The following is a 21,466-nucleotide window of genomic DNA, read 5'->3' on the forward strand; positions in this document are numbered from 1 at the left end:
ATACCTGAAGCAGGCGAAAACTACCGCCCCGCCCGGCCGTTCCAGTCAGGGACACGAACGTCGAACGGTGCTCGTTCACGCTGGCACGCCGTCACCGAGCCGGCGAATCCTTCCATTCATGAGTGTCACGCATCCAGTTCCGGGACGCCGCGCCACCGCTTGGCGTCGCCGGTGTCGATGTCGAACAGATCCAGTGCTCGGCGGACGGTGTAGTCGACCATGTCGTCGATCGAGGTCGGGCGGGTGTAGAACGCTGGCACCGGTGGGTAGATGATCGCGCCGTTCGCGGTGGCGTCGGCCATCAGCCGGATGTGCCCGGCGTGCAGAGGGGTCTCGCGGAGCAGTAGAACGAGACGGCGGTGTTCCTTCAAGGTCACGTCGGCGGCGCGGGCGATCAGGTTGTCGGAGTACGACGTGGCGATTGCTGACAGTGTCTTGATGCTGCAGGGTGCCACGATCATCCCGATGGTCCGGAACGAGCCGCTCGCCAGGGCTGAGGCCAGGTTGCTGTCGCTGTGGACGACGTCGGCGAGTGCTTTGACGTCGGCCATGCTGAGGTCGAGTTCGTGTGGCACCGCTGTGCGAGCGCCGGGGGAGATGATGAGGTGGCTTTCGATGTCCGGGTGCTCGCGGAGGGCTCGTAGTGCCGCCACGCCGTACGGCAGTCCGGATGCGCCGCTCATCGCGACGACCAGCCGGCGGGCGCTCACGGCCGGGCCGCCATGAGTTCGTCACGCAGGTCCGGGTCGGTGGCGATGTCCACGATGGTCAGCGCCAGTGCGGTCCCGGCGTCGAGGACGGCCCGGTCGCCCTCGGGGCCGGCGCAGTAGGCCGTGAAGGCCGCCTGGTGGTTGCTCGCCCCCTGCGCGTCGATGCCGACCAGCGGATGGATGGCGGGGATGCGAGCGGACACGTCGCCGAAATCGGTGGACGCGCTGCGCTCGGCGTCCTGCGCACCGACCGGTGGGAACACCCGGCCGAGGCGCTCGGCGTTGGTCCGGTAGTACTCGCCCATGCCCGCGTGATGTCGCAGTGCGCCGTAGCGGGTGTGTTCACGGATCTCGACGTCCGTGCCGGTGGCCAGGGCGGCGCCTTCGGCGCAGCGGCGTACCTGGCCGATCAGCTCGGCGAGCCGTTCATCGGTGGCCGAGCGCAGCGAGAAGGACAGAGCGGCGTACTTGGGCATGACGTTCGAGGCCGTCCCCGCGGAGCGGACATATCCCGCCAGCCGGTCGGTCGAGCGGATGCTCTGCCGCAGCAGCCCGACGGCGACCTCCAGCAGCGTGGCCGCCGCGCCGGCATTGCGACCCTGCTCCGGCGCCATGGCCGGCGGGGTCTCGCCGAAGAACTCGACATCCAGGCCGCAATGCGCGGCGATCGTCGGACGCACCATGTCATGCGGCGTCGGATGGACCATGAGCGCAGCGTGCACACCGTCGAAGACACCACGACCCAACATGATGATCTTGCCGCCGCCGCGCTCCTCCGCCGGTGTCCCGAACACCTTCACCGTAAGACCCAAACTGTCAGCCGACGGCGCGAGCGCCATACCGGCCAGCGCGGCCGCGGCGGTGATGACGTTGTGCCCGCACGCATGGCCGATCTCCGGCAGCGCGTCGTACTCGGCGCACAACCCGACCACCAGCTCACCACCGCCGGCCGAACCGACCAGCGCGGTCGGCAGGTCGGCAACGCCCCGGGTCACCGTGAAGCCGTGCTGGTCGAGCACGCCGGCCAGCGCGGCGGACGCCGAGTGCTCCTCGAACGCGAGCTCGGGGTGCGCGTGGATGCGGTGGGACAGGTCCAGTGCGACCTCGCCCAGGCTCGCGACCCGCTCGCGTACTGACTGCTTCGCCTGCTCGCGCAACTGCGTATCCACGCTACGCACCCGTCCCGCGTGCGGTGGCCAGGAAGTCCTCAAGCCGGACCCGGCCGTGCCCGGGCGGCAGCCGCCGGTGGAAGTGCTCGGCCCGGTCCAGCGGCACGGTCGCATCGATGATCAACCGCGCATCATGCATACCGCTCTCATCCCGCGGGAACCCACCCGCATGCGGCACCACCACAACATCACGATCCAACGCCGTCCGGGTCGCGACCGCCCACCACACATCATCACCACTGTCGACATCAACATCGGCATCGACCACCACACAATACTTCAGCCACCGATACGCCCCCAACGCCGCCATCGCGACCGCCTTACCCTCCCCCGCATACCGCGGCGCGATCGCCACCACCGCACCCAGAATCGTCGGCTGCAACCGCACCGCACTCACCCGAGCCCCGGTCCGCCGGACCGCCTCGACAATATCGACCTCCCGACTCACCCCCAGGATCTGCACATCCTCACGAGAACCCGCATGCATCGTCTGATACACCGCCGACCGCCGATGCGTGATCGCCGTGACCTCCAACCGGTGATTGTCCATCCGCGGCACGTAATACTCCAGAAAATCACCGAACGGACCCTCCGGCTCCCGCACCCCACACCGCACCCAACCCTCGATCACGAACTCCGCCTCAGCCGGCACCTCGATCGGAACCGAAACCCCCGCAACCAACCGGACCGGCTCCCGGCGCAACCCACCAACCATCGCCAACTCATCCCGGCCCAACGGCGGGGAAGCCGCCGCACCCAACCCAGCCGTCGGATGCATCCCCACCGCGACCGCAACCGGCAGATCCTCACCCCGACGCTCCGCCTTCGCCTGGATCTGCCCCAACTGCTGCGGCGGCATCATCCGAATCCCCGCCGCCCGCGGGCCCACCGGACACATCCGGTTGAACGAAATATTCCGCAACCCCGTCTCAGGATCCCGGGTCAACACCATCCCAGCAGTGATATACCGCCCAGCATCAAACTCCGAATGCACCACCGCCGGCAGCAACCCCAGATCAGCGTCCGCACCCTCCAGCACACACTCCTGCGACGCCGCACCACCAGCCACCACCACCGGATCGACCGGACTGCCCACCCCACGCGCGAACGCGTCAGCCACCTCCGCACCAGCCACACCCAGCGCGATCCCAACCATGTCACGACTACCCAACAGGTTGTACGCCAACGCGAACCGGGAATCGCCCACCACCTCGAACACCCCCGCCAGACGCCGCCGATCCAGCTCAGCCATCAACGCCGACACCTCCGTATCCGGGTCCGCGGGCCGGCCCAGCCTGACCAGCCGCCCAGCACCCTCCAACGCCCGCACATGACCGCGAAGACTCCAGCGCTCATCATCCGTCATGACACGCAGCTTACTACGAGGTCGAACTACATCATCAATGCTTTGCGACGTAATTTTGTTGCGATACAGTGGCACCGTGTCACAGCTGCCACTCGACCACACCGGCCAGGCCCTCCACGCATGGCACCAACGCCGCCCAGACCTCGACCTCGCCCCAGCTCACGCCATGGCACGCATGCGCCGCCTCATGAGCCTGCTCGAACCACTCCTCGAAGCACCACTCGCCCGCTTCGGCCTCAACCACTCAGCATTCGACACACTCTCCGCACTCCGCCGCATCGGCCCCCCATACCACATGACCGCCAGCGAACTCGCCACCCAATGCCTGCGCACCCAAGCCACCCTCACCACCCGCATCGCCCGACTCGAACGCGACGGCCTCGTCACCCGATCAGCCGACCCAGACGACGGCCGCGCCGTCATCATCAGCCTCACCGACCGCGGCCTCCAACTCATCGACGAAGCCGCACCCACCTACCTCGAAACCGAACGACTCCTCCTCACCGGACTCGACAACACCGAACGCGACCAACTCGCCCAAACCCTCCAACGCCTCCTCCTCACCTTCGAAGGCTACGACACCGACCTCGGCCACAACCAACACACCGGCGCCGTCCCCACCCTCGGCATCTGGCTCGAATCACTCCACCGCTCCATCCAACTCCGCCGCACCGTCGGCCTCCCCGACCAACCCGGAATGATCATCGCCGCAGTCGATCCGGACAGCCCAGCCCACCAAGCCGGACTCACCCCCGGCGACCTACTCATCGCCGTCGACGGCACCCCCGCACGATCCGTCGCCATCCTCAACCAACACCTCGACACCACCATCCAACAAGCCACCGAACACACCATCGAAATACAGTTCATCCGGCAAGGCGACGAGAACCGGACCGCGACTCTGCCACTCCCCCAGCCCGCCGCCTGACCGTCCGCGCTTCGGGTCGGCAACGCGGCACGTCCTACCGCGTCGTGAGCTCATCCGCGAAATGGCAGGCCGCCCAGCGGTGGCTGAGGACGCCTGCGGCCGGGTCGGTCGTACGGCAGACATCCCGGTCCTGCCGCTGGACCGGACCGATCGCGCAGCGGGTGTGGTAACGGCAGCCGCTCGGCGGGTCATGCGGGTCGGGTACGTCGATCTCGCCCGCGGCATCGAGGTCACCGGCCAGCAGCGTCCGGGTCTTTGACGGCGCGGCCTCCAGCAGCTCCCTCGTGTAGGGATGCCGGGGATCCGCGAGCACCTCCAGCGTCGGGCCGACTTCGACGATCCGGCCGAGGTACATCACGGCGACGATGTCACAGAGGTAGCGGATAACGGCGAGGTTGTGCGAGATGAACAGGATCGACAGGTGGAACTGCTGTTGCAGATCGCGCACCAGGTTGAGCACCGCGCCTTGCACCGAGACATCGAGCGCGGAAGTGATCTCGTCCGCGATCACCACTTTCGGCTTCCCGGCGAGCGCCCGGGCCATGGCGACGCGCTGCCGCTGCCCGCCGGACAGCTCCCGTGGCAGCATGGCCGCGCGGCTCGGATCGACATGAACCAGCTCCAGTAGCCGCGCCGCCTCGGCACGCCGGTCCGTCCCAGCCGGCATCGCCTCGCCGATCGACTCGCCGATCGTCAGCCGCGGGTCCAGGGACGAGTACGGATCCTGAAAGATCATCTGCAGAGGCCGGTCCCGCCGGGGTAGCCGCCGGACGTCGGTGCCGTCGAGCGTGATCTGCCCGGAGCTGATCGGGGCCAGCCCCACCGCGGCGCGGGCCAGGGTGGACTTGCCCGACCCTGACTCCCCGACCAGCCCGACGATCCGGCCGGACGGCACGACGAGGCTGGCGCCGTCGACCGCCGTCAATCCACGACGATGGCTGCCGTAGCGGACGCGCACGTCGTCGAACCGCAGTTCGCTCACACCCGCTCCTCAGCCGCATCAGTGGCCAGATCCGGCCCGGCCGGGTGCTGAGCAACCGGATGCCAGCACGCGATCCGGTGCTTGCCGCCGAGCTCGATCAGGGCCGGGTCGCTAGCGCGGCAGCGGTCGTCGGCGCGCTCGCAGCGGGCCGCGAACGCGCACCCGGCCGGCAGTTGGTCCAGCTCGGGGGGCCGGCCCGGGATCACCGCCAGTGGCCGATCCAGGTCGGTGTCCATGTCCGGCACGGCCGCGAGCAGTGCGCGGGTGTACGGGTGCGCGGCTTTCGTCCGCAGATCCGCGGTGGGCAGGGTTTCGACGACGCGTCCGGCGTACATGACCATCACCCGCTCGCACGTCTGCTCCACGACCGTGATGTCGTGGCTGATCAGGAGGATCGCTGCGGTCGTGTCGGCCCGGACTCTGGCCAGCAGGCGCAGCACCTGACGCTGCACGGTGACGTCGAGCGCGGTGGTCGGCTCGTCGGCGATGACCAGTCGCGGTGTGCCCATGAGCCCCAAACCGATCATGGCGCGCTGGCGCATGCCGCCGGACAGCTCATGCGGGTACTGGTGCGCGCGCCGTTGCGCCGCTGGGATTCGCACCGAACGTAGCCTGTCGACGGCCCGGGCCAGTGCGGCGCGACGGCCCAGCCCCTGGTGCTCGATGGCGATTTCGGCGAGCTGGCGGCCGATCCGCTGGGTCGGGTTGAACGACGTCATCGGGTCCTGGAACACGACCGCCAGCGACGTGCCGAGCAGCCGCCGCACCCTGCGCTCGGGTGCCCCGAGCAAATCTTCGCCGGCGAACGTCAGCCGGTCCGCCGTGACGACGCCGGGCTCGGCCAACAGCCGCGCCACCGCGAGCGCGGTCATCGACTTTCCCGAGCCGGACTCGCCGACCAGCCCGACCGCTTCGCCGGGCGCGATCGCGAAGCTCACGCCGCGGACCGGAGTGACCCATCCGGTGCGGCCGGGGAAGGCGACCTGGAGGTTCCACACGGCCAGCACTGCTTCGGCGGCCGCATCGTCCGGGATGTCCTCGCGCGCGCTCGCCACCGGTGGTGCGCCCCGTCGCGGTGTGGGCATCCGCATGCCGAGAACGGACGCGGCTGCCTCGCCGAGCAGGTTGAACGCCAGCCCGGCGATGACGACGGCTATCCCGGGCGCGATCGCCACGATCGGCTCGGTGTAGATGCGGTCCAGGTTCTCGCCGAGCAGCCGCCCCCAGTCGTACTGCGGTGGCTGAACGCCGATGCCGAGGAACGACAGCCCGGCGAACACCAGCAGCGCGCTGCCTGCCCCGAGGGTGGTGTTGACGACCAGCGGCTCAGCGATGTTGGGCAGGATGTGCCGCAGCAGGATCCGCACTCGTCCGACTCCGACGACCCGGGCGGCAGCGACGAAATCCCGGCCGGCGACACCGGCGGACAGGGTGTACGTGAGCCGCGCGAATTGCGGCGCGAAGGCCAGACCGATCGCGAAGACCGAGCCCGTGGTGCCCGTTCCGAAGATCACCGCGAACGACAGCGCCAGCAGCAGTCCGGGGAACGCGACGGCGATGTCGACCGCGGCGGTCACCAGGCGCCCGATCCGCGTGGGCAGCACGGAGGGCGCGGTACCCAGCAGAGTGCCCGTAACGACGCCGATGATCGTCGCCAGCAGGGCCAGGATGACCGACAGCCGGGTGGCGACGAGGAGCCGGTAGAACAGATCCCGGCCCAGCGCGTCGGTCCCGAGCCAGTGTGCGGCCGACGGGCCCTGCTGGATAGCGGCGGTGTCGACGGCAGCCGCCCGCCCACCCCAGACGATCGGCGCCAGTGCCGCCAGCCCGAGTACGACGACCAGCAGCACCACCGCGCTCGCCCCGACCGGGGTGCGGGCAATCCGAAGCCATTTGCTGCGCATCATCGCTCCCGGATCGTCGAACGCGGATCGAGCAAGGCCAGCAGGACATCGACGATCAGGTTCACCACCAGCACCGCGGCGCCGTAGACGAGCACGACACCCTGCACCGTGGGGTAGTCCTTCTCGATGATCGACTGCACGATCATCGCCCCCAGTCCAGGCCAGGCGAACACGTTCTCGACCAGCACCGTCCCGGCCACCATCGAGGTCAGCAGCAGCCCGCCCAACGTGAGGCTGGCCGTGAGCGCGTTGGGCAACGCGTGCCGCAAGTAGACCTTCCACGGCGGTAGCCGCTTCGCGCGGGCCGTGCGGACGAAGTCGTTGTCGAGGACAGCGAGCATCTCGACCCGCATGATGCGAGCCATGACCGCGGCAGGGCCGATCGCCAGCGCCAGGACCGGCAGGACATACGACGAGGCATCACTGCGTCCGGCAACCGGGAACCATCGCAGCAGTACGGAGAACAGCGCGACAAGCCCGACCGCGAGCAGGAATTCGGGAATCGCGGCGAGCACCACACTGCCCGAGGTGAACGCGAGCTCACTGCCCCGGCGCCGGCCGCCACGCGTCAGCGCGGCCATGAACGTGCCCAGCGGCACGGTCACGACGACGACCACCAGGAAGGCGAGCACGGCGAGGAGCACCGTCGAACCGAGCCGGTCGCCCACCTGCTGGGCGACCTGAAGGCCGCTGGTCATCGACGTCCCGAGGTCGCCGGTCAGCACCCCCTTCAGGTACCTCCAGTACTGGACCAGCAGCGGCTGGTTCAGGCCGAGCGCTTCGCGCCGCGCCGCGACCAGCTCCGGTGGCGCGGTGATGCCGAGGGCCGCGCGCACCGGGTCGCCCGGTACCAGGTGGATCATCAGGAACGTCGCCGTTACCAGCACCCACAGCGAGACGACCAACCGCGTGACGCGGCGGACCGCGAACGACACCCACGGATTGCGCAGCGCCTGCCCCCAGGCGCGTTGCTGTTGCTTCGGCGCGGCCGCCGCGATGGCCATGTCAGGCTCCTTTTCCGTCGGGCCCGATCATGCGGGACGGCCGTCGCGGAGCCTGGTCGCAGCGAGCAGGATCGCACCCGCCTGCACCGCCGCCAGCGTGGCGATGGGGATCGGCCGGCCCGGCCGGTGGGCTTCGACGTCCGCGCACCAGGAATCGAAGATCTTCGCGAAGTCCTGCCGCTCCCGTTGAATATCGGGGTCGGCCCCGTCCGGGTCGGCCGCGTCGAGCAGCCGGAGCAGCATGCCACCCGTCCGCAGCTTCAGCATCTCCGGCGTGCCGTACAGCTCGGTGAACTCCTCGGACTTGGTCGTGATGCGGTCGTCTGCGGAGTCCGCGACCGCCGCCTTCCCGTCCAAGAGCGCAGCCGCTCGCGACTTGCTGATCGCACGGTAGAACGGGTTCGTCTCCGGCAGCCGTCCGTCGAGGCGGCTCAGGATTCCGCTGAACAGCTCGGCGCTTGTGCGGTACGCGGCGGCCGCGGCGTGGAGCAGATCCCGCAGCGATCGCGAACCGGGCGAGTCGTCGTCAACGTCGGGCACAGCCCACAGCGGTAGCTCGGCGATCAACAGGCTGGCGCCGTACTGCGCCGAGTAGTCGCCGGTGGACCCGCCGCTGAGCCCGGCTGCGGCCTGCGGGTCGGCCTGCGCGATGGCGTCATACAGCACGCCGAACGGGGGCAGGTCGTAAACGCCGGGCGCGAACTGCCGGGACCCCGGCGAGTCGGACAAGCCGAGCTCCACCGAGATACCGGCGTCGACCAGCAGGTCGGACAGGCCCTTCCAGTACTCCTCGTCACCGCCATTGACGTAGTAGAAGCCGCGGTTGAACTCGCTGTTGTGCAGGGACACCAGGAGCGTGGGCCGGGTCTCGTCGATGAGCTCCATGAGCGCCCGCGTCTCCGGAATCGGATCACCGAACGTCCTGCCCGCCCACTCCACCGGGAAAGTCCACTCGACCTGCTCGTCGGCCGGGGGCCGGTAGAAGTTCCGGGCGTAGTGGCTCCGGCTGATCGGCCCGCCGTACCAGCCCTCGTTCAAGCGCGTGCCGTCCGGATCGACGCACGGCACGAAGTGCCAGGTGAAGCCGAGTTCGGCGCGCAGCGCGTCGTCCTCGCAGAGCCGGGTGAGCAGGTGCTGGATCGTGACCAGGCCGATAGGCTCGTTGGGATGCGGGTTGCCGACGATGACCGCGTGACGCGGGCCGTCGCCGACCGTGACCGCATGGATCTCGTCTCCCCCTCGGGACGTGCCGATCACCCGGGTGTGCACCAGTGAGGCGTATTTCGCGGCCAGGTCCTGGGTGAACGCATGCAGGTCATCGACGGTCGGGAACCCGGTGCGCTGCGCCACCGTGCCCACCAGCCGGCCAATCTCTGGCATTTCGCTCCTTCTTCCGTTGGTACGACGACTACTGGTGCAGCCGGATACTGGTCGGCGCCACCACGTGGAACACCAGGTCGAACGTCGCGTGCGAGCCCCAAATGGCCTGCGTCTGCACCGAGAACGGGACGACGTCGGCGGCTTGTACCAGCGCCTTGTCGGCCTGGGCCCAGTCGGCGCACCCGGCTTCTCCCAGCTGCCCGTAGGCACGCGTCGAGAGCTCGTCGTACGTCGGGTTCTTGATGCCGGCGAAGTTGTTGCCGCCGTCCGCCGCCGCGGGTCCGCTGAACGTGTTCTGCACCTGCTGCGGCAGATCACCGTCCACCGGGAACCAGACGATGTCCCAGTCGCCGGTCTGGTACACGGTCTTGAACAGTTCCGCTGTCGGCAGTGCCTTCACCTCGACGTTGACACCGGCGGCCTTCCACATCGACACGGCGAGCTCGCTGCCCGCGGCGCCCTGCTTGCCCATGGTGGTGCTGGAGTACACGAAGGTGAGTGTCTTCCCGGACAGGCCCGCGAGTGCCTGCTTCGCGGCGGTCACGTCGTACGCCGGAACGTTGCCGGTGACCGTGTCAGCCTTGCAAGGAGTGTCGCCGAGGAGCGTGGTGGCCGGCTGGCCCTCGCCCGACGTCGAAACGGTCATGAGCTGTTTGGTGTCCAGCGCCTGGGCCATACCCTTGCGCAGCGCCGCGTCGCCCAATGGACGTCCGGAAGCCTGGTTGAACAGGAACTCACCCCAGATGCCGGGATAGCTCTGGGAGAACAAGCCCGCGCCCTTCAGCCGGGCGACGTCCGGGCCGATGACGGCGCCGGCGTTCACCGAACCGGACAGCAGCGAGTTGGCCAGCGTCGTCGCATTGCTGATGATCTTGATGGTTACCGTGGCCGGCATACCGGGGGTCGCCGTCGTGGCGCCGTCCGGACCCCAGGTATATCCCTGACGCCGCTGGAACGTGTAGTGATCACCCGGAACGACGTCGGCAAGCGTGTACGGGCCGGTGCCGTCGGCCCCCTGCTTGAGCATCGCGCGGTCGGCGAGGCCCTTGCCACAGACGATCGGCACGTTCGCCAGCATCTGCACCAGGAACCCGGTCGGCTTCGCGGTCGTCACCGTGACGGTGTTCCCCGCCGCCGTGGCCTTCGCGCCGACCGGCACCGCCAACCCGGCCAACGGCGAGCCGTTCTTCACATCCGCCACGTAGTTGATGTTCGCGGCGACGTCGTCGGCAGTGAGCTTGGCACCGTTTGAGCATGTCACGCCATCCTTGAGCGTGAAGGTGGCATTCGTCGTCGAGTCGGTCCACGTCGACGCGAGCTGCGGGCGAACCTTGCCGTCGACAACGCTGACGAGGGTGTCGTACAGGAACGCGTACACCTGCCTGCTGTTCGATGTGTAGGCCGACTGCGGATCCAGGTTGCCCACGTCCGACCCTCGCGCGAGCGTGAATGCGCCATCAATCTTCAATGGCGTGTCCGAACTGGACGCCTGCCCACCACCTCCGGAACACCCCGCGAGCGCGGTCGCCGCCAGGACACTCGTCACACCGGCAAATAACACGAAACCACGCCTCACAACGCCTCCTACGAGGATCTACGCATTCTTAATACGATGTCCAACTATGCCAGCAAGACTCTTCGCCGAGAGCCTGCCGCCAAGGCCGGGGTCGGGTGCATACGCTCGGGTTCGACGAGCGACTCGCGACGGGCCGTGAAGAACGAGGTGATCTCCGATTCAGTGGCGCCAAGTCCAAGCGCCGCCACGGTACGGCCGCCGAAGACGTTGCAGAACATCGGCACCTCGGAGCCGGCTACCGACGTGAACTGACCGGCCGGTCCCAGTCGGCAGATCGAAGGTGCGGCGCCGCGGTGTCGACATGGAATGTTACAGTACTATGATGTCTAAGTAAGTCAACGAACAATTGTGGAGATTAGGTTTCAACTCTGCTGCCGGCCCATGCGAATGTGCAGTTCGCCGCCGGTCCGGCGCACCGGCCGAGGCTCGAGCCCCGGCCTTTCACGTCTGGCTGGCAGCACGACCGGGATCAGCCAAGCGTTGTGGCGAATCGCCCCTGGGTGGCGTCGATCTCGCGGGCGTGCAGCGCCCGGCGCACCTCGTCGCGCCCCTCGGCCACCAGCCGGCGCAGCCCCGCGGGCAGGTCATCCGCGGCGAGCAAGGCATCAGCGGCCGCGACGGTGTCCGCAGAGATCGTGGACGTCCACGTGGGGAACAGCCCGGTCGCGACGCCGCCTCGTCCCTTCTTGGCCAGCTCGCTGGTTCGCCGCAGCCAGACGCCGTGGACCTCAGCGAAGTACCGGGTCGCGTACGGCACCAGCAGTTCGCCCTGCGCCGGGTGCGCGAACCCGGCGATGAGCGCCTCATGCATCGCATTCGGCAGGTCGTCGTTGTGCACAGCCTGCTCCCACGCCCACTGCTTCGCCTCCGCATTGGGCCGCAGCGCGCGGGCAGTGGCCGCGTGGAGTTGCCCTGCGGCCGAGGGGTCGCGCTCGCACTCGGCCTCAATGGCGGGCAGGTCAATCGCTGCGTGCGCGGACAGCGCCTGCACAATGGCCCAGCGCAGTTCGTCGTCGACCGTGAGGCCCGGCAGGACGACGCTGCCGTCGAGCAGACTCCGGGCGAACCTGAGGTGTTCACCGTCGCGAGCGGCGCGCAGCAAGGCGTGTACCCACGCCAGTTGATGGTCCGAACCGGGTGCTGCCGCCCTGGCCGCGGCCATCGCAGCGTCGGCGAGTGCGCGGTATCCCCGCGGCGCCCAGTCCGGGTCGGCATAGATCTCCAACGCACGCAGCGACTGGTCGATCAGCGACTGCATGACACCGACGTTCGTCTCCTGCCCGGCGCCGGCGATCACGAGCGCGACGTAGTCACGGGTCGCAAGCTCGCCGTCGCGGGTCATGTCCCATGCGGTGGACCACACGAGCGCACGAGGCAACGACTCCTCCAACCTTGACATGCGGCCGTCGCGCAGCGTGGTCAAGCTGCGCTCGTCGAGCCGGACCTTGCAGTAGGTGAGGTCGTCGTCGTTGACCACCAGCAGATCCGGCTGCGGCAGGCCGATCAGGTCCGGAACCGGGGTACGCTCGCCCATGACGTCCACCTCCACCCGTGCGGTTCGCACCAGCCGCGTGCCGTCGTCGTGGTACAGACCGACCGCCAGGCGGTGGGGTCGCAGCGTGTTCGACGCGGCGACCTCGTTGGGGGCTGTTTGCGCCAGTTCAAACGTCGCGTAACGGCCGGCCCCGTCGAGCGTGAACTCGGCGCTGATGGTGTTGATGCCAGCCGTCTCCAACCAGAGCTTGGACCAGCTGTCCAGGTCACGGCCCGAAGACTGCTCCAACGCGCGCAACAGGTCCATGAGTGTGGCGTTGCCGTAGGCGTGCTCGACGAAGTACTCACGCAGTCCGGCCAGGAAGGCGTCCACGCCGACATATGCCACCAGCTGTTTGAGGACGCTGGCACCCTTGGCATAGGTGATCCCGTCGAAGTTCAGTTCGGCGGCCTGGATGTCCGGCGCGTCAGTGGCGATGGGGTGGGTGGTCGGCAGCTGGTCCTGCCGATATGCCCCGGTCTTGATGGTGTTTGCGAACGTCGTCCACGCCTCGGTCCACCGCGTGGCGTGTGCCTGGCACAGAATGCCCGCGTATGTCGCGAACGACTCGTTCAGCCACAGGTCATCCCACCATCTCATGGTCACGAGATCGCCGAACCACATGTGCGCCATCTCGTGCAGAATCTTCATGCTGCGGCGCTCGTGGCGGGCATCGGTGACCCTGCCCCTGAGGACGTCGTCCTCCCGGAACGTGACACAGCCGGCGTTCTCCATCGCACCGGCGTTGAACTCCGGCACCAAGAGCTGGTCGTACTTGTCGAACGGGTACCGCATGCCGAAGTGCGCGTTGTACCAGTCGAAGCCTTGCTTCGTGACGGCGAACCACTCCTCGGAGTCCAAGTACTTCGCAAGCGTCTTGCGGCAGAACAGGCCCAGTTCGATGCCGTCATGGGAGTCGCGCACGACGTGGTACGGGCCCGCGACAAGCGCGGTGACGTACGGGCTCATCCGCGCGGTCGTGGCGAAACGCACCCGCTTCGCCGGACCCGCGTCCTCCGTGGCGACCAGGCGACCGTTCGACACGACCTCCCAGTGCCGAGGGACGATCGCACTGACGGTGAACTCGGCCTTGAGGTCCGGCTGGTCGAAGCAGGCGTACATGCGCTTCGCGTCGGCAGCCTCGAACTGTGAATACAGGTAGGTCTCGCCGTCAATCGGGTCCACGAAGCGGTGCAGGCCCTCCCCGGTGTTTGTATAGCGGAGGTCGGCATCGACGACGAGCACGTTCCGCTCGGCGAGGCCCGTGAGCGTAATGCCCTCCTGTGGCGCGTAGCCGGACGCGTCCACCCGCTCTCCGTTGAGCGTGACCGAGCGGAGCCGATCGGCGACGAGGTCGATGAACGTCGACTCACCCGGCCGCGCCGCAGTGAACGTAACGGTCGATGTCGAACGGAACAGGCGCTCCGACGGCCCGCCCCGATCGTCTGTCAGGTCGAGCTCGATCTGGTAGGACTCGACCCGCAGCAACTCCCCACGGACGCTCGCGTCGATTTGAGTAAGGTTCGGAACGTCGTTCGCACCGGCCATTAGTGAACGGCTCCTTCTTGTGTGTTAGTGCTCATCCGGCCGAGTTCGGCACGGAACAACCGGCGCACGTTCTCGCCCAGCACCGCGAGGATGTGCTCATCAGTCCAGCCACGTCGTTGTAGTGCCTCGGTAACCAGCGGCATGCCCGCGGGACCTTCGAGGCCGGGCACGTACCTGCCGGCAGGGACGCCTCCGATCAGATCCCGCTCGCAACCAGGCGGGGTGACGTCGGCCATCGTTTCCTTGACGAAGTCGGGACCGAGACCGACACGATCGATACCGGCGACGGAGGCGATATGCTCAATGTGGTCGATGAGAGTGTCGAGCGTGTGCTCGTTCTCGTGCAGGTACGGGGCGTAGAAGTTCACGCATACCACGCCGCCACCGGCCGCGATACCGCCCAGCTGTGCGTCGGTGAGGTTGCGGTGGTGGTCGAACAGCACACGTGCCGCGGAGTGCGTGGCGATCACCGGCCGGGTCGCCAGTTCCAGCACATGGTCGACACCCGCCGCGCCGAGGTGGCTGACGTCGAAGAGCATGCCGAGGCGCTCCATCTCGCCGAGGGCGGCGACGCCGGCGCGGGTGAGCCGACTGCCGGCGCCGTCCTCGCCGCTGCCATCGGCGAGCGCGGTGCGGCCGAAGTGCGCCAGCGACGCGATGCGAACGCCCAGCCGGTGCAGCGTCTCCAGTAACTCGACATCCTCGCCCACCCCGGGCGCGCCCTCCAAGGCCAGGACCAGCGCGATGCGATCGGCGGCCAGCGCGGCGTCGACCGCGGCGCCGTCACAACACAGCTCTACGGCATCACGGTTACCGGCAGCGAGCCGATGCGCCGCCTCGATCATCCGCAGCGTCTGCCGCAGCGCGTTCTCAGGCCGGAACAAGGCGTCGATGAACACCGGCAGGACCTGCACGTTCACACCGCCGGCACGCAGTTGTGGTAGCCATCGTTCACGAAAGAACGGTGCCCACCGCGCGACAGGACGCGAAACGACCGCGCAGAGCAGGTCGTTGTGCGTGTCCGCGACAACGGCACGGTGGTGCAGGTCAGTCATGAGCGCGCTCCATCGAGTGTGGGTGTGTCGATGATCAGGTCGCCCTGCCCAGGCACGGTTGTGCGAGCCGGGGAGCGTCGAGCCTTGCTGGGGTTTCCAGTCTCGCCCTGCTTGCCGCCGCGCATCACAGCGCCGATTGGTCGTGCCGCAGAGGCCATGAGCGCGGGCGGCGTCACGCGCGGCCTGGCGTGGCCCCCCAGATCAGACAGTTCAGGACCACCTTGCAGCGGCTGCCGTCCAGATCGGTACACGCCGTGAAATGCCAGGTCACAGCCGGGTTAGGTGCGGGCTGCCAGCAGCAAACATCTCGAAGTATGCCGTATCACCCCTCCAATAAGTCACTACGGGAGTTTACTATGAGGCCAAACTATGTCAAGATTTACTCCGCACCGCGATGGCCGCGGCAGCCGATACTGGCCACAGCTGACGGTGGCCGTACATCCGATCACCACCGCCTCCCATGCTGCCGGACGAACTGAGCAACAGCCGCGAGGACCCCGGGGCCGTGATCGGCCATGATCGGGTGCGCGGATCTGCCGAGACCCTTGCGCGCTCGCCAAACAGCCAGCCGGGCGGCGCCCCGGAACTCGGCAACGTCCGGCAAGTTACCGAAAGGTTCTCAGGTCTCGGAAAAGTGCCTTCTTCCCAGCCCGCGGTCGGTCTCCTACGGTTTCCCAGTAACCGAAGGAGAGCGAAGAAGGAGGCACCCCTCATGGCCGTAACCCTCATCAACCCGAGCGGACTCCCCGAGGTCGCCGTGTACCGGCAGGTTTCGGTGGCGACCGGTTCCAAGCTGATCCACGTCGCCGGGCAGGTCGCCTGGGACGCGGGCGGGAAGACGATCGGCGAAGGCGACCTGGCCGCTCAGGTCGAGCAGTGTTACCTCAACGTCGGCACCGCGCTGGCCGGCGTCGGGGCGTCCTTTGCCGATGTGGTGAAGCTGACCGTGCACGTCGTCGACTGGACCCCGGACCGGATGCCCGAGCTGCTCGACGGCATCGCCCGGGCGTCCGTCAAGCTGGGCGCCACACCAATGGCGCCGGCCTCGCTGTTCGGGATCGCGGCGTTGGACGTTCCCGAGCACCTCGTCGAGGTTGAGGCGACGGCCGTCCTGGACTAGGACTGCGAGGCGCCGAACCGGCGGCGCGACGCCTCGATGTGGCCCAGGTAGCGCTGGGTCCAGCCGCACATGCCGTCGACGACGCCGCGCAAGGCATCACCGGCCTCCGTAAGGGTGTACTCCACCCTGGGCGGGATAGATGGATACACGGTCCGCTCGACCAGGCCGTTGCGCTCCAGCATCCGAAGGTTCTGAGTGAGCATCTTGTGGCTGATGCCGCCGACCTCGTCGCGCAGTTCGCCGAAGCGCATCGTGCGCTGCCCGAGAAACTCGATGATCAGAAACGCCCACTTGTTGGCCACGTCGGAGAAGATCTCCCGTGCCAGCGAGTCGGCCCGCGCCAGGTCGGCAGCCGGCGGCAGTCCGCTCACTTCGTGCCTGGTACCCATTCGATCACTCTCTACCGGTTCCTCAGTAACCGCAAGAGAGCAGCCAAGCGCAACGGACCTGAAGGCTGCCGGACCCCGCCGGCAGCGAGATCACGTACGCTGTCGTGCCGCCGATCGCGCGCGGTCGTCAGGATGCTAGATCGAATTCCTCCCACTGGCCGATGGCTGTGCGGTTGGCGATCAGTGGTTGGACGCCGCCGGCCTCGGCCGTGACGTATCTGCCGTTCGCTTTGGCTTTGAGGCTGATGCTGCCATCGGCGTTCGTGACGAGCTGGAATTGCTCCCAGTCGCCGATGGCGGTGCGGTTCGCGATGAGCGCGCCGGCACCCGCATTCTCCGCGGTGACCAGCTTGCCGTCGGCCCGGGAGTACAGCGCGATGTAGCCACCACCGGCGTCGATGAAATCGAACTGTTCCCATGGGCCGATGGTCGTACGGTTGGCGATCAGCGGATTGGCACCGGTGCTCTCCGCCGTGACGTAGCGGGAGTTCGCGTGCGCGCGCAACGCCTGGCCCGCCTTGCCCATGTCGGCGAGGTGGAACTTCTCCCACGGACCGATCGCCGTTCGGTTGGCGGTCAGCGGCTGCGCGCCGCCGGCGTCGGCCGTGACGTACTTGCCGTTGACCACGGCTTTGAGGCTGATGCTGCCGTCGGCGTTCGTGATGAGCTGGAACAGCCCGGTATCGCTGATTTCCGGCCAGTTGCTGACAATCTCGTCGCCCCGGCTCGGGTCCACGCCTACGTAGAAGGAGTTGGGCGTGCGGATTCCCACGAACCCGTTGCCGGCATCGACGAGCTGGAACCGCTGCGGGGCCCCCGCCGCCGTTCCGTTCGCCATGAGCGGGGTGGTGACGTCGTTGAGCTGGGTGACGAACCGATTGTTCGCGACCGCGAGCAGGCCCGCCTCGCGGATATCCGGCGCCGGCCACACCTGCATCGAGGCGCTGTCGGTCAGCCCGTACGAATCGGTGACGGTGAGGGTCACTGTATACGGGCCGGGCTTCGCATACGTGTGCGCGTGGGCCGCCGAGGTGTCGACGGGGGTGCCGTCACCCCAGTCGATCGAGCGGGCCGGCAGGTACCCGTAGCCCGGGGTGCTCTGGTCGCCCACGTTCACGGTGAGCCCGATCTGCGGGCCTTTGAGAAACAGCCAGGCGTGTGGCCCCGGCCCAAATTCGGCGGGGCCGCGGTCGGTGTACGAGACGGACCCCGTGCCGGTGTCGGCGATCTTCGGGTTGTCGCTGCGGGCCTGTCCCGTGCCGTCGACGCTTGGGTATCCGGGTGCCGCCGAGTTCGCCGAGTCGACCACCGCGGTGGGCGCGACAGTCTCGGCGTCGTGCCCGGCCTGCCCCGACGCCGCCCGGAACTGGGCCGGCGTCATCGGTGTCGACCACGCGTAGTCGGCCGGCCCGGCGTCCTGGTGGACGTTGTTGTAGTCCACCACTGTGTGCCCGACCGCACCGTCGTACACCCCGATGTTGACGGCGTCGGCCGGCGGCGTGCACCCAGTGCGGGCCGCGCCGTTGCCGGACACCAGGTTGTTCTGCACGGAGACGCCCGAGGAACTTCCCGCGATCCGGATCCCGGTCCCGCAGTTGTCCTTCACCGCGTTGTTGGCGATCGCGGTACCCGTCGCGCCGTTGTTCAGGATGCCCACCGCAGCACCGGATTCGATGTCCCCGTTGACGATGGTGTTGTCGCGGGCACCCGGCTGCAGGGCGATCGCCGCGACCGACCCGCCGGTCACCCTTGGGCCGGAAACGGTGTTGTGGGACCCGGCGATGTCGATGGCCGTGGTACCGGTTGCCGCAAGGGGGCCCCTCGGATGATCGAGCGTGACCCCGCTGGTCGCGGCGCCCAACATCACACCCTCGCCGCCGCTCGACGGCCCGAACCCGACGTTCTGCAAGACGGAGTCGGTGACTGCGACCACCGAGACGGCGGCCGACGTCGCCGCGGAATTCATGTACGCCCCGACGTTGGTCAGCCGAAGCGCCGTCGAGTTGCTCAGCGCGATGGCGGGCCCGTTGACGACATCGCGGGCCTGGAAATACTCGACGATGATGTCGTGCTGCCCGTCGATGGTCAGCCCAGCGTCCGCACCTTTGGTGGATCCGCCCTGGATCGTGATAGGCGCGGTCGGCGTGCCCGACTTTGCGATCGTGACGTGTTCGGCGAACTGGCCGACGATGCTGAGCGTCTGGCCGGGTTGAACCGCCGCCACGCCCGCCGCGATCGTGCAGTACGGCTGAGCGGAGCTACCCGGGCCGGTGTCGCTGCAGGTGATGCTCGTTGTCTTCGTGTTGTTGACGTAGAGCACGACGGGGACGTCCGCGCCGGCCGGGTGTACGCCGACGGTCAGAACCGCGCCAGAGGCCACCGCGGTGATCGCGAGGCCGGTGAGGAGACGTGGGCGCACGGTGCTTCCTTATGAGGGGTGTCGCGCGACATCCGCCGCGGAGCGCATCGCTGATCTTCGGTTGGCCAGCGCATTATCGCTCGCGAAGATCTGCTTCGCTGCCCCGGCGCCAACAACAGGGTCATCGCGGTGCTGCACCCAGTTCGGACACGAACGCCAAAATCATGCACGTAGCGCGACCCGCGCGCCCCGGCTGGGTCGCCGTTACCCTCCGCACCAACGCAGCGGGACGAACCAAGGAACCGGTTGGCGGCCCTGCGCGAAGTGGTCCACCTCGCGTCGCCTCCGCTGCCGCCCGGGTCGTACGACCCCGTGGTCACCCTGCAGGATCGCCACCGGTTCCCATGCTTGCGCACGTCGATGCCTATACGGCGACACGATCTTCAACCGGGCGCAGATGCCGACACTGCTCGAGGAACTGGCGATTCTGCAGCCCGAGCTCGATGGTGTGGCCTTGAGCGAGGGTACTTCTTCGGCGTCGGGGTGGATACGGCCACGATGACACTGTTCGATGAGGCCGCACACGACGCGGTGCGGTGGCCCGGCTGGCTGACGCGGACCCGTTGAACTTCGACGTCGAGGATTCCGACACCCTGAAACACCCGGACGTGGCGCAGCGCCTCAACGGCTGCCGCAAGCGCGCTGGACGGGCCCGGCGTGTCCAGCCACAACATGTTGGAGATCGGCACCGCCAAATCGGTGAGCTCGTCGAGGGTCGCTGACTGCCCAGCCTGTACCAACGCGTACCGCAGCGGTTTCAACCTGTGCGCACGGGTCAGCTCATACGGTTCCGAATTGCCCAGCGGCGTCGAAAGGCACGCGTTGCCGCACCAGGCCACGGCGACGAACGCTGAGGACGTCCGGCCCTCCAACGATCGTTCAACGATGCGTCAACTCCGCCGACCGATGCTGGGACACGCTCATCACCGACCAGCATCCAAGGAGAGCGATGAAGAAGTTCCTGGCCGCAACACTCGGATCACTCGCGGTTACCACTGCACTCGTCGGTACTGGGGCGCCGGCAAATGCGGCAGAGGTCGGCACGCAGGTCGCAGCCGCATGCGCGAAGATTTTCGATGTCGGGGTTACCTACCAGAGTGGTTACGCCATCAACGGCGAGGGCAGCTACACCGAATGCTCTACCGAGCAGCAGCTTATCAAGGTGCACCTGCAGAAGTACGTCGGCCTCGGGTACTGGTCAACGTTGCGCACCATGGAGCGGACCGACAGCGGTATCCAGTACGTCTCCTACAACTGCCGGGACACGGGCACCCAGACCTACCGGGTCAAGGTTGAGCTGTGGGGCCAGGGCGGATACCCACCGCCGCCCAACACGATCGTCGGGACGAAGTACTCCAACGAGATCCGAGTCAGTTGTTGACCGAGAGAGTCTGATCGGTGGCGGCGTCGGCAGGCGCCGCCACCGGCTCACGCTGCACGGCCGGCAAAGCGGCGACGAGCGCGATCATGAGCAGCACGTCCCAGTTGCCAAGGACCGCGCCGGTGAGCCCACCGGGCTCGTGCAGGTCGTAGGCGTAGAACGAGATGACGCTGAACGTCACCGTGAGGTACACGACTGCGGCGCCGAGCAGCGGCATCCACCGCAGCGGCCGCGTGCCCGCGGTTACCAGCAGCAGGATCGCGGGAACGAACCAGAAGATGTGGTGCACCCAGGTGATCGGGCTGGCCAGGCATCCGGTCAGGCCGGCGACGGTCAGGCCGGTCAGTTCGCTGCCTGCGGTGTACGCCCGAGCCGCCCGCCACATGCCGAAACCGACGACCCCCAGCACAAGCAACAGCCAGAGCACCCGCTGCGGCGGGTCCGAAGCCCTCGCCACCACCCCCATCAGCGACTGGTTGAACAAATACTCGGGATGTCCGATGCCGTCGCCGCCGAAAAGGGTGTGGGTCCAGTAGGTCCACGAGTCACCAGGCGCAACCGCCCAGGCGACCCCGGACGCCCCAGCGGCTGTCACGGTGGCGACGCCCGCGGCCTTCCAACGACGCGTACACAGCAGGTACACGATAAAGATGCCGGGTGTGAGCTTGACCGCCACGGCCAAGCCGATGCCCACATTGCCAGCAGGAACATGAACCATGCTGGCTGGCCGAGCCGGCGCGCGACTGGCAATGAGAGCAGCCACAACGAAGCCGCGAAGGCCAGCACGGACACCGCGCCGAACGCAACCTGCACCGGCACCGGCCAGGCGAGTCCGGCCAGCGGCCGCAGCACCAGCGCGGCGAACGGTGGATAGGTGAACCCGAGCGAACCCTGGGTCGGGTCCGGGACGGCGAAATCGTAAAGAGGGCGACCGTCACGCCACCACCGCACCGCAAGGTGGTAGATCCGCAAATCGGAGAAGTGGTGACGGTTGCCGTAGG

16 protein-coding genes are annotated in these 21,466 nt (G+C 67.9%); 3 read left to right on the forward strand and 13 right to left on the reverse strand.

The genetic code is table 11. From position 1 onward, the window contains the following. Positions 1-125 precede the first annotated feature (125 nt). Genes ACQPY0_RS56335 through ACQPY0_RS56345 form a run of 3 tightly spaced genes read right to left on the reverse strand, consistent with a single transcriptional unit; the run spans position 126 to position 3,245 of the window. On the reverse strand, positions 126-710 hold the full coding sequence (locus tag ACQPY0_RS56335) for a UbiX family flavin prenyltransferase (RefSeq protein WP_432981305.1): 585 nt from the start codon (positions 708-710) through the stop codon (positions 126-128). Next, positions 707-1,879, reverse strand: a complete 1,173-nt coding sequence (locus tag ACQPY0_RS56340) for an amidohydrolase (protein WP_432981308.1) — start codon at positions 1,877-1,879, stop codon at positions 707-709. The genes ACQPY0_RS56335 and ACQPY0_RS56340 overlap by 4 nt, the downstream gene beginning before the upstream one ends. Position 1,880: 1 nt before the next feature. Continuing rightward, on the reverse strand, positions 1,881-3,245 hold the full coding sequence (locus ACQPY0_RS56345) for a UbiD family decarboxylase (RefSeq protein WP_432974671.1): 1,365 nt from the start codon (positions 3,243-3,245) through the stop codon (positions 1,881-1,883). A gap of 76 nt (positions 3,246-3,321) precedes the next feature. Between ACQPY0_RS56345 and ACQPY0_RS56350 the strand changes: the two genes are divergently transcribed. After that, positions 3,322-4,173, forward strand: a complete 852-nt coding sequence (locus ACQPY0_RS56350; protein ID WP_432981311.1) for a MarR family transcriptional regulator — start codon at positions 3,322-3,324, stop codon at positions 4,171-4,173. Positions 4,174-4,207: 34 nt separating this feature from the next. Here the strand turns inward: ACQPY0_RS56350 and ACQPY0_RS56355 are convergent, their stop codons facing one another. The 7 genes from ACQPY0_RS56355 to ACQPY0_RS56385 form a co-directional block, all read right to left on the reverse strand. Next, positions 4,208-5,155 carry an ABC transporter ATP-binding protein gene (locus tag ACQPY0_RS56355; protein WP_432981314.1) on the reverse strand — a complete coding sequence of 316 codons (948 nt, stop codon included), beginning with the start codon at positions 5,153-5,155 and terminating at the stop codon, positions 4,208-4,210. Further along, positions 5,152-7,062, reverse strand: a complete 1,911-nt coding sequence (locus ACQPY0_RS56360) for a dipeptide/oligopeptide/nickel ABC transporter permease/ATP-binding protein (protein ID WP_432981317.1) — start codon at positions 7,060-7,062, stop codon at positions 5,152-5,154. The genes ACQPY0_RS56355 and ACQPY0_RS56360 overlap by 4 nt, the downstream gene beginning before the upstream one ends. Next, positions 7,059-8,063: an ABC transporter permease gene (locus tag ACQPY0_RS56365; RefSeq protein WP_432981320.1), complete on the reverse strand. Its 1,005-nt coding sequence runs from the start codon at positions 8,061-8,063 to the stop codon at positions 7,059-7,061. The genes ACQPY0_RS56360 and ACQPY0_RS56365 overlap by 4 nt, the downstream gene beginning before the upstream one ends. Positions 8,064-8,090: 27 nt before the next feature. Next, the gene (locus ACQPY0_RS56370) at positions 8,091-9,443 is read right to left on the reverse strand and encodes a M14 family zinc carboxypeptidase (protein ID WP_432981323.1); all 1,353 of its coding nucleotides are present in this window, start codon (positions 9,441-9,443) and stop codon (positions 8,091-8,093) included. A gap of 28 nt (positions 9,444-9,471) precedes the next feature. Beyond that, on the reverse strand, positions 9,472-11,019 hold the full coding sequence (locus ACQPY0_RS56375) for an ABC transporter substrate-binding protein (RefSeq protein ID WP_432981326.1): 1,548 nt from the start codon (positions 11,017-11,019) through the stop codon (positions 9,472-9,474). A 469-nt stretch (positions 11,020-11,488) separates the two neighbouring features. After that, on the reverse strand, positions 11,489-14,101 hold the full coding sequence (pepN, locus tag ACQPY0_RS56380; protein ID WP_432981329.1) for an aminopeptidase N: 2,613 nt from the start codon (positions 14,099-14,101) through the stop codon (positions 11,489-11,491). Continuing rightward, positions 14,101-15,156 carry a dipeptidase gene (locus ACQPY0_RS56385; protein WP_432981332.1) on the reverse strand — a complete coding sequence of 352 codons (1,056 nt, stop codon included), beginning with the start codon at positions 15,154-15,156 and terminating at the stop codon, positions 14,101-14,103. Before ACQPY0_RS56385 ends, pepN begins: the two co-directional genes overlap by 1 nt. Before the next feature lie 712 nt (positions 15,157-15,868). Here ACQPY0_RS56385 and ACQPY0_RS56390 point away from each other — a divergent pair. After that, positions 15,869-16,276 (forward strand): RidA family protein, encoded by a 408-nt coding sequence (locus ACQPY0_RS56390; RefSeq protein ID WP_432981335.1) that lies wholly within the window; start codon positions 15,869-15,871, stop codon positions 16,274-16,276. Here the strand turns inward: ACQPY0_RS56390 and ACQPY0_RS56395 are convergent. Further along, positions 16,273-16,665, reverse strand: a complete 393-nt coding sequence (locus ACQPY0_RS56395) for a winged helix-turn-helix transcriptional regulator (RefSeq protein ID WP_432981338.1) — start codon at positions 16,663-16,665, stop codon at positions 16,273-16,275. The two genes, ACQPY0_RS56390 and ACQPY0_RS56395, sit on opposite strands and share 4 nt — an antisense overlap. A 127-nt stretch (positions 16,666-16,792) precedes the next feature. Then, positions 16,793-19,084, reverse strand: a complete 2,292-nt coding sequence (locus ACQPY0_RS56400) for a PKD domain-containing protein (RefSeq protein WP_432981341.1) — start codon at positions 19,082-19,084, stop codon at positions 16,793-16,795. 949 nt (positions 19,085-20,033) lie between these two features. Here ACQPY0_RS56400 and ACQPY0_RS56405 point away from each other — a divergent pair. Then, positions 20,034-20,465, forward strand: coding sequence for a hypothetical protein (locus ACQPY0_RS56405; protein ID WP_432981344.1), 432 nt, complete (start codon positions 20,034-20,036; stop codon positions 20,463-20,465). Here ACQPY0_RS56405 and ACQPY0_RS56410 read toward each other — a convergent pair. Then, the gene (locus ACQPY0_RS56410) at positions 20,455-21,183 is read right to left on the reverse strand and encodes a glycosyltransferase 87 family protein (protein WP_432981346.1); all 729 of its coding nucleotides are present in this window, start codon (positions 21,181-21,183) and stop codon (positions 20,455-20,457) included. The genes ACQPY0_RS56405 and ACQPY0_RS56410 overlap by 11 nt on opposite strands. Positions 21,184-21,466: the final 283 nt, after the last annotated feature.

The sequence above is a fragment of the Dactylosporangium sp. CA-233914 genome (assembly GCF_050942935.1).
Lineage (GTDB): Bacteria > Actinomycetota > Actinomycetes > Mycobacteriales > Micromonosporaceae > Dactylosporangium.

What these genes read in the sequence shown, in the direction of transcription:
- ACQPY0_RS56410 (WP_432981346.1), bottom strand. Translation starts at nt 21,183, where the DNA reads ATGGTTCATGTTCCTGCTGGCAATGTGGGCATCGGCTTGGCCGTGGCG.
- pepN (WP_432981329.1), bottom strand. Translation starts at nt 14,101, where the DNA reads ATGGCCGGTGCGAACGACGTTCCGAACCTTACTCAAATCGACGCGAGC.
- ACQPY0_RS56360 (WP_432981317.1), bottom strand. Translation starts at nt 7,062, where the DNA reads ATGATGCGCAGCAAATGGCTTCGGATTGCCCGCACCCCGGTCGGGGCG.
- ACQPY0_RS56405 (WP_432981344.1), top strand. Translation starts at nt 20,034, where the DNA reads ATGAAGAAGTTCCTGGCCGCAACACTCGGATCACTCGCGGTTACCACT.
- ACQPY0_RS56365 (WP_432981320.1), bottom strand. Translation starts at nt 8,063, where the DNA reads ATGGCCATCGCGGCGGCCGCGCCGAAGCAACAGCAACGCGCCTGGGGG.
- ACQPY0_RS56370 (WP_432981323.1), bottom strand. Translation starts at nt 9,443, where the DNA reads ATGCCAGAGATTGGCCGGCTGGTGGGCACGGTGGCGCAGCGCACCGGG.
- ACQPY0_RS56385 (WP_432981332.1), bottom strand. Translation starts at nt 15,156, where the DNA reads ATGACTGACCTGCACCACCGTGCCGTTGTCGCGGACACGCACAACGAC.
- ACQPY0_RS56395 (WP_432981338.1), bottom strand. Translation starts at nt 16,665, where the DNA reads ATGGGTACCAGGCACGAAGTGAGCGGACTGCCGCCGGCTGCCGACCTG.
- ACQPY0_RS56345 (WP_432974671.1), bottom strand. Translation starts at nt 3,245, where the DNA reads ATGACGGATGATGAGCGCTGGAGTCTTCGCGGTCATGTGCGGGCGTTG.
- ACQPY0_RS56390 (WP_432981335.1), top strand. Translation starts at nt 15,869, where the DNA reads ATGGCCGTAACCCTCATCAACCCGAGCGGACTCCCCGAGGTCGCCGTG.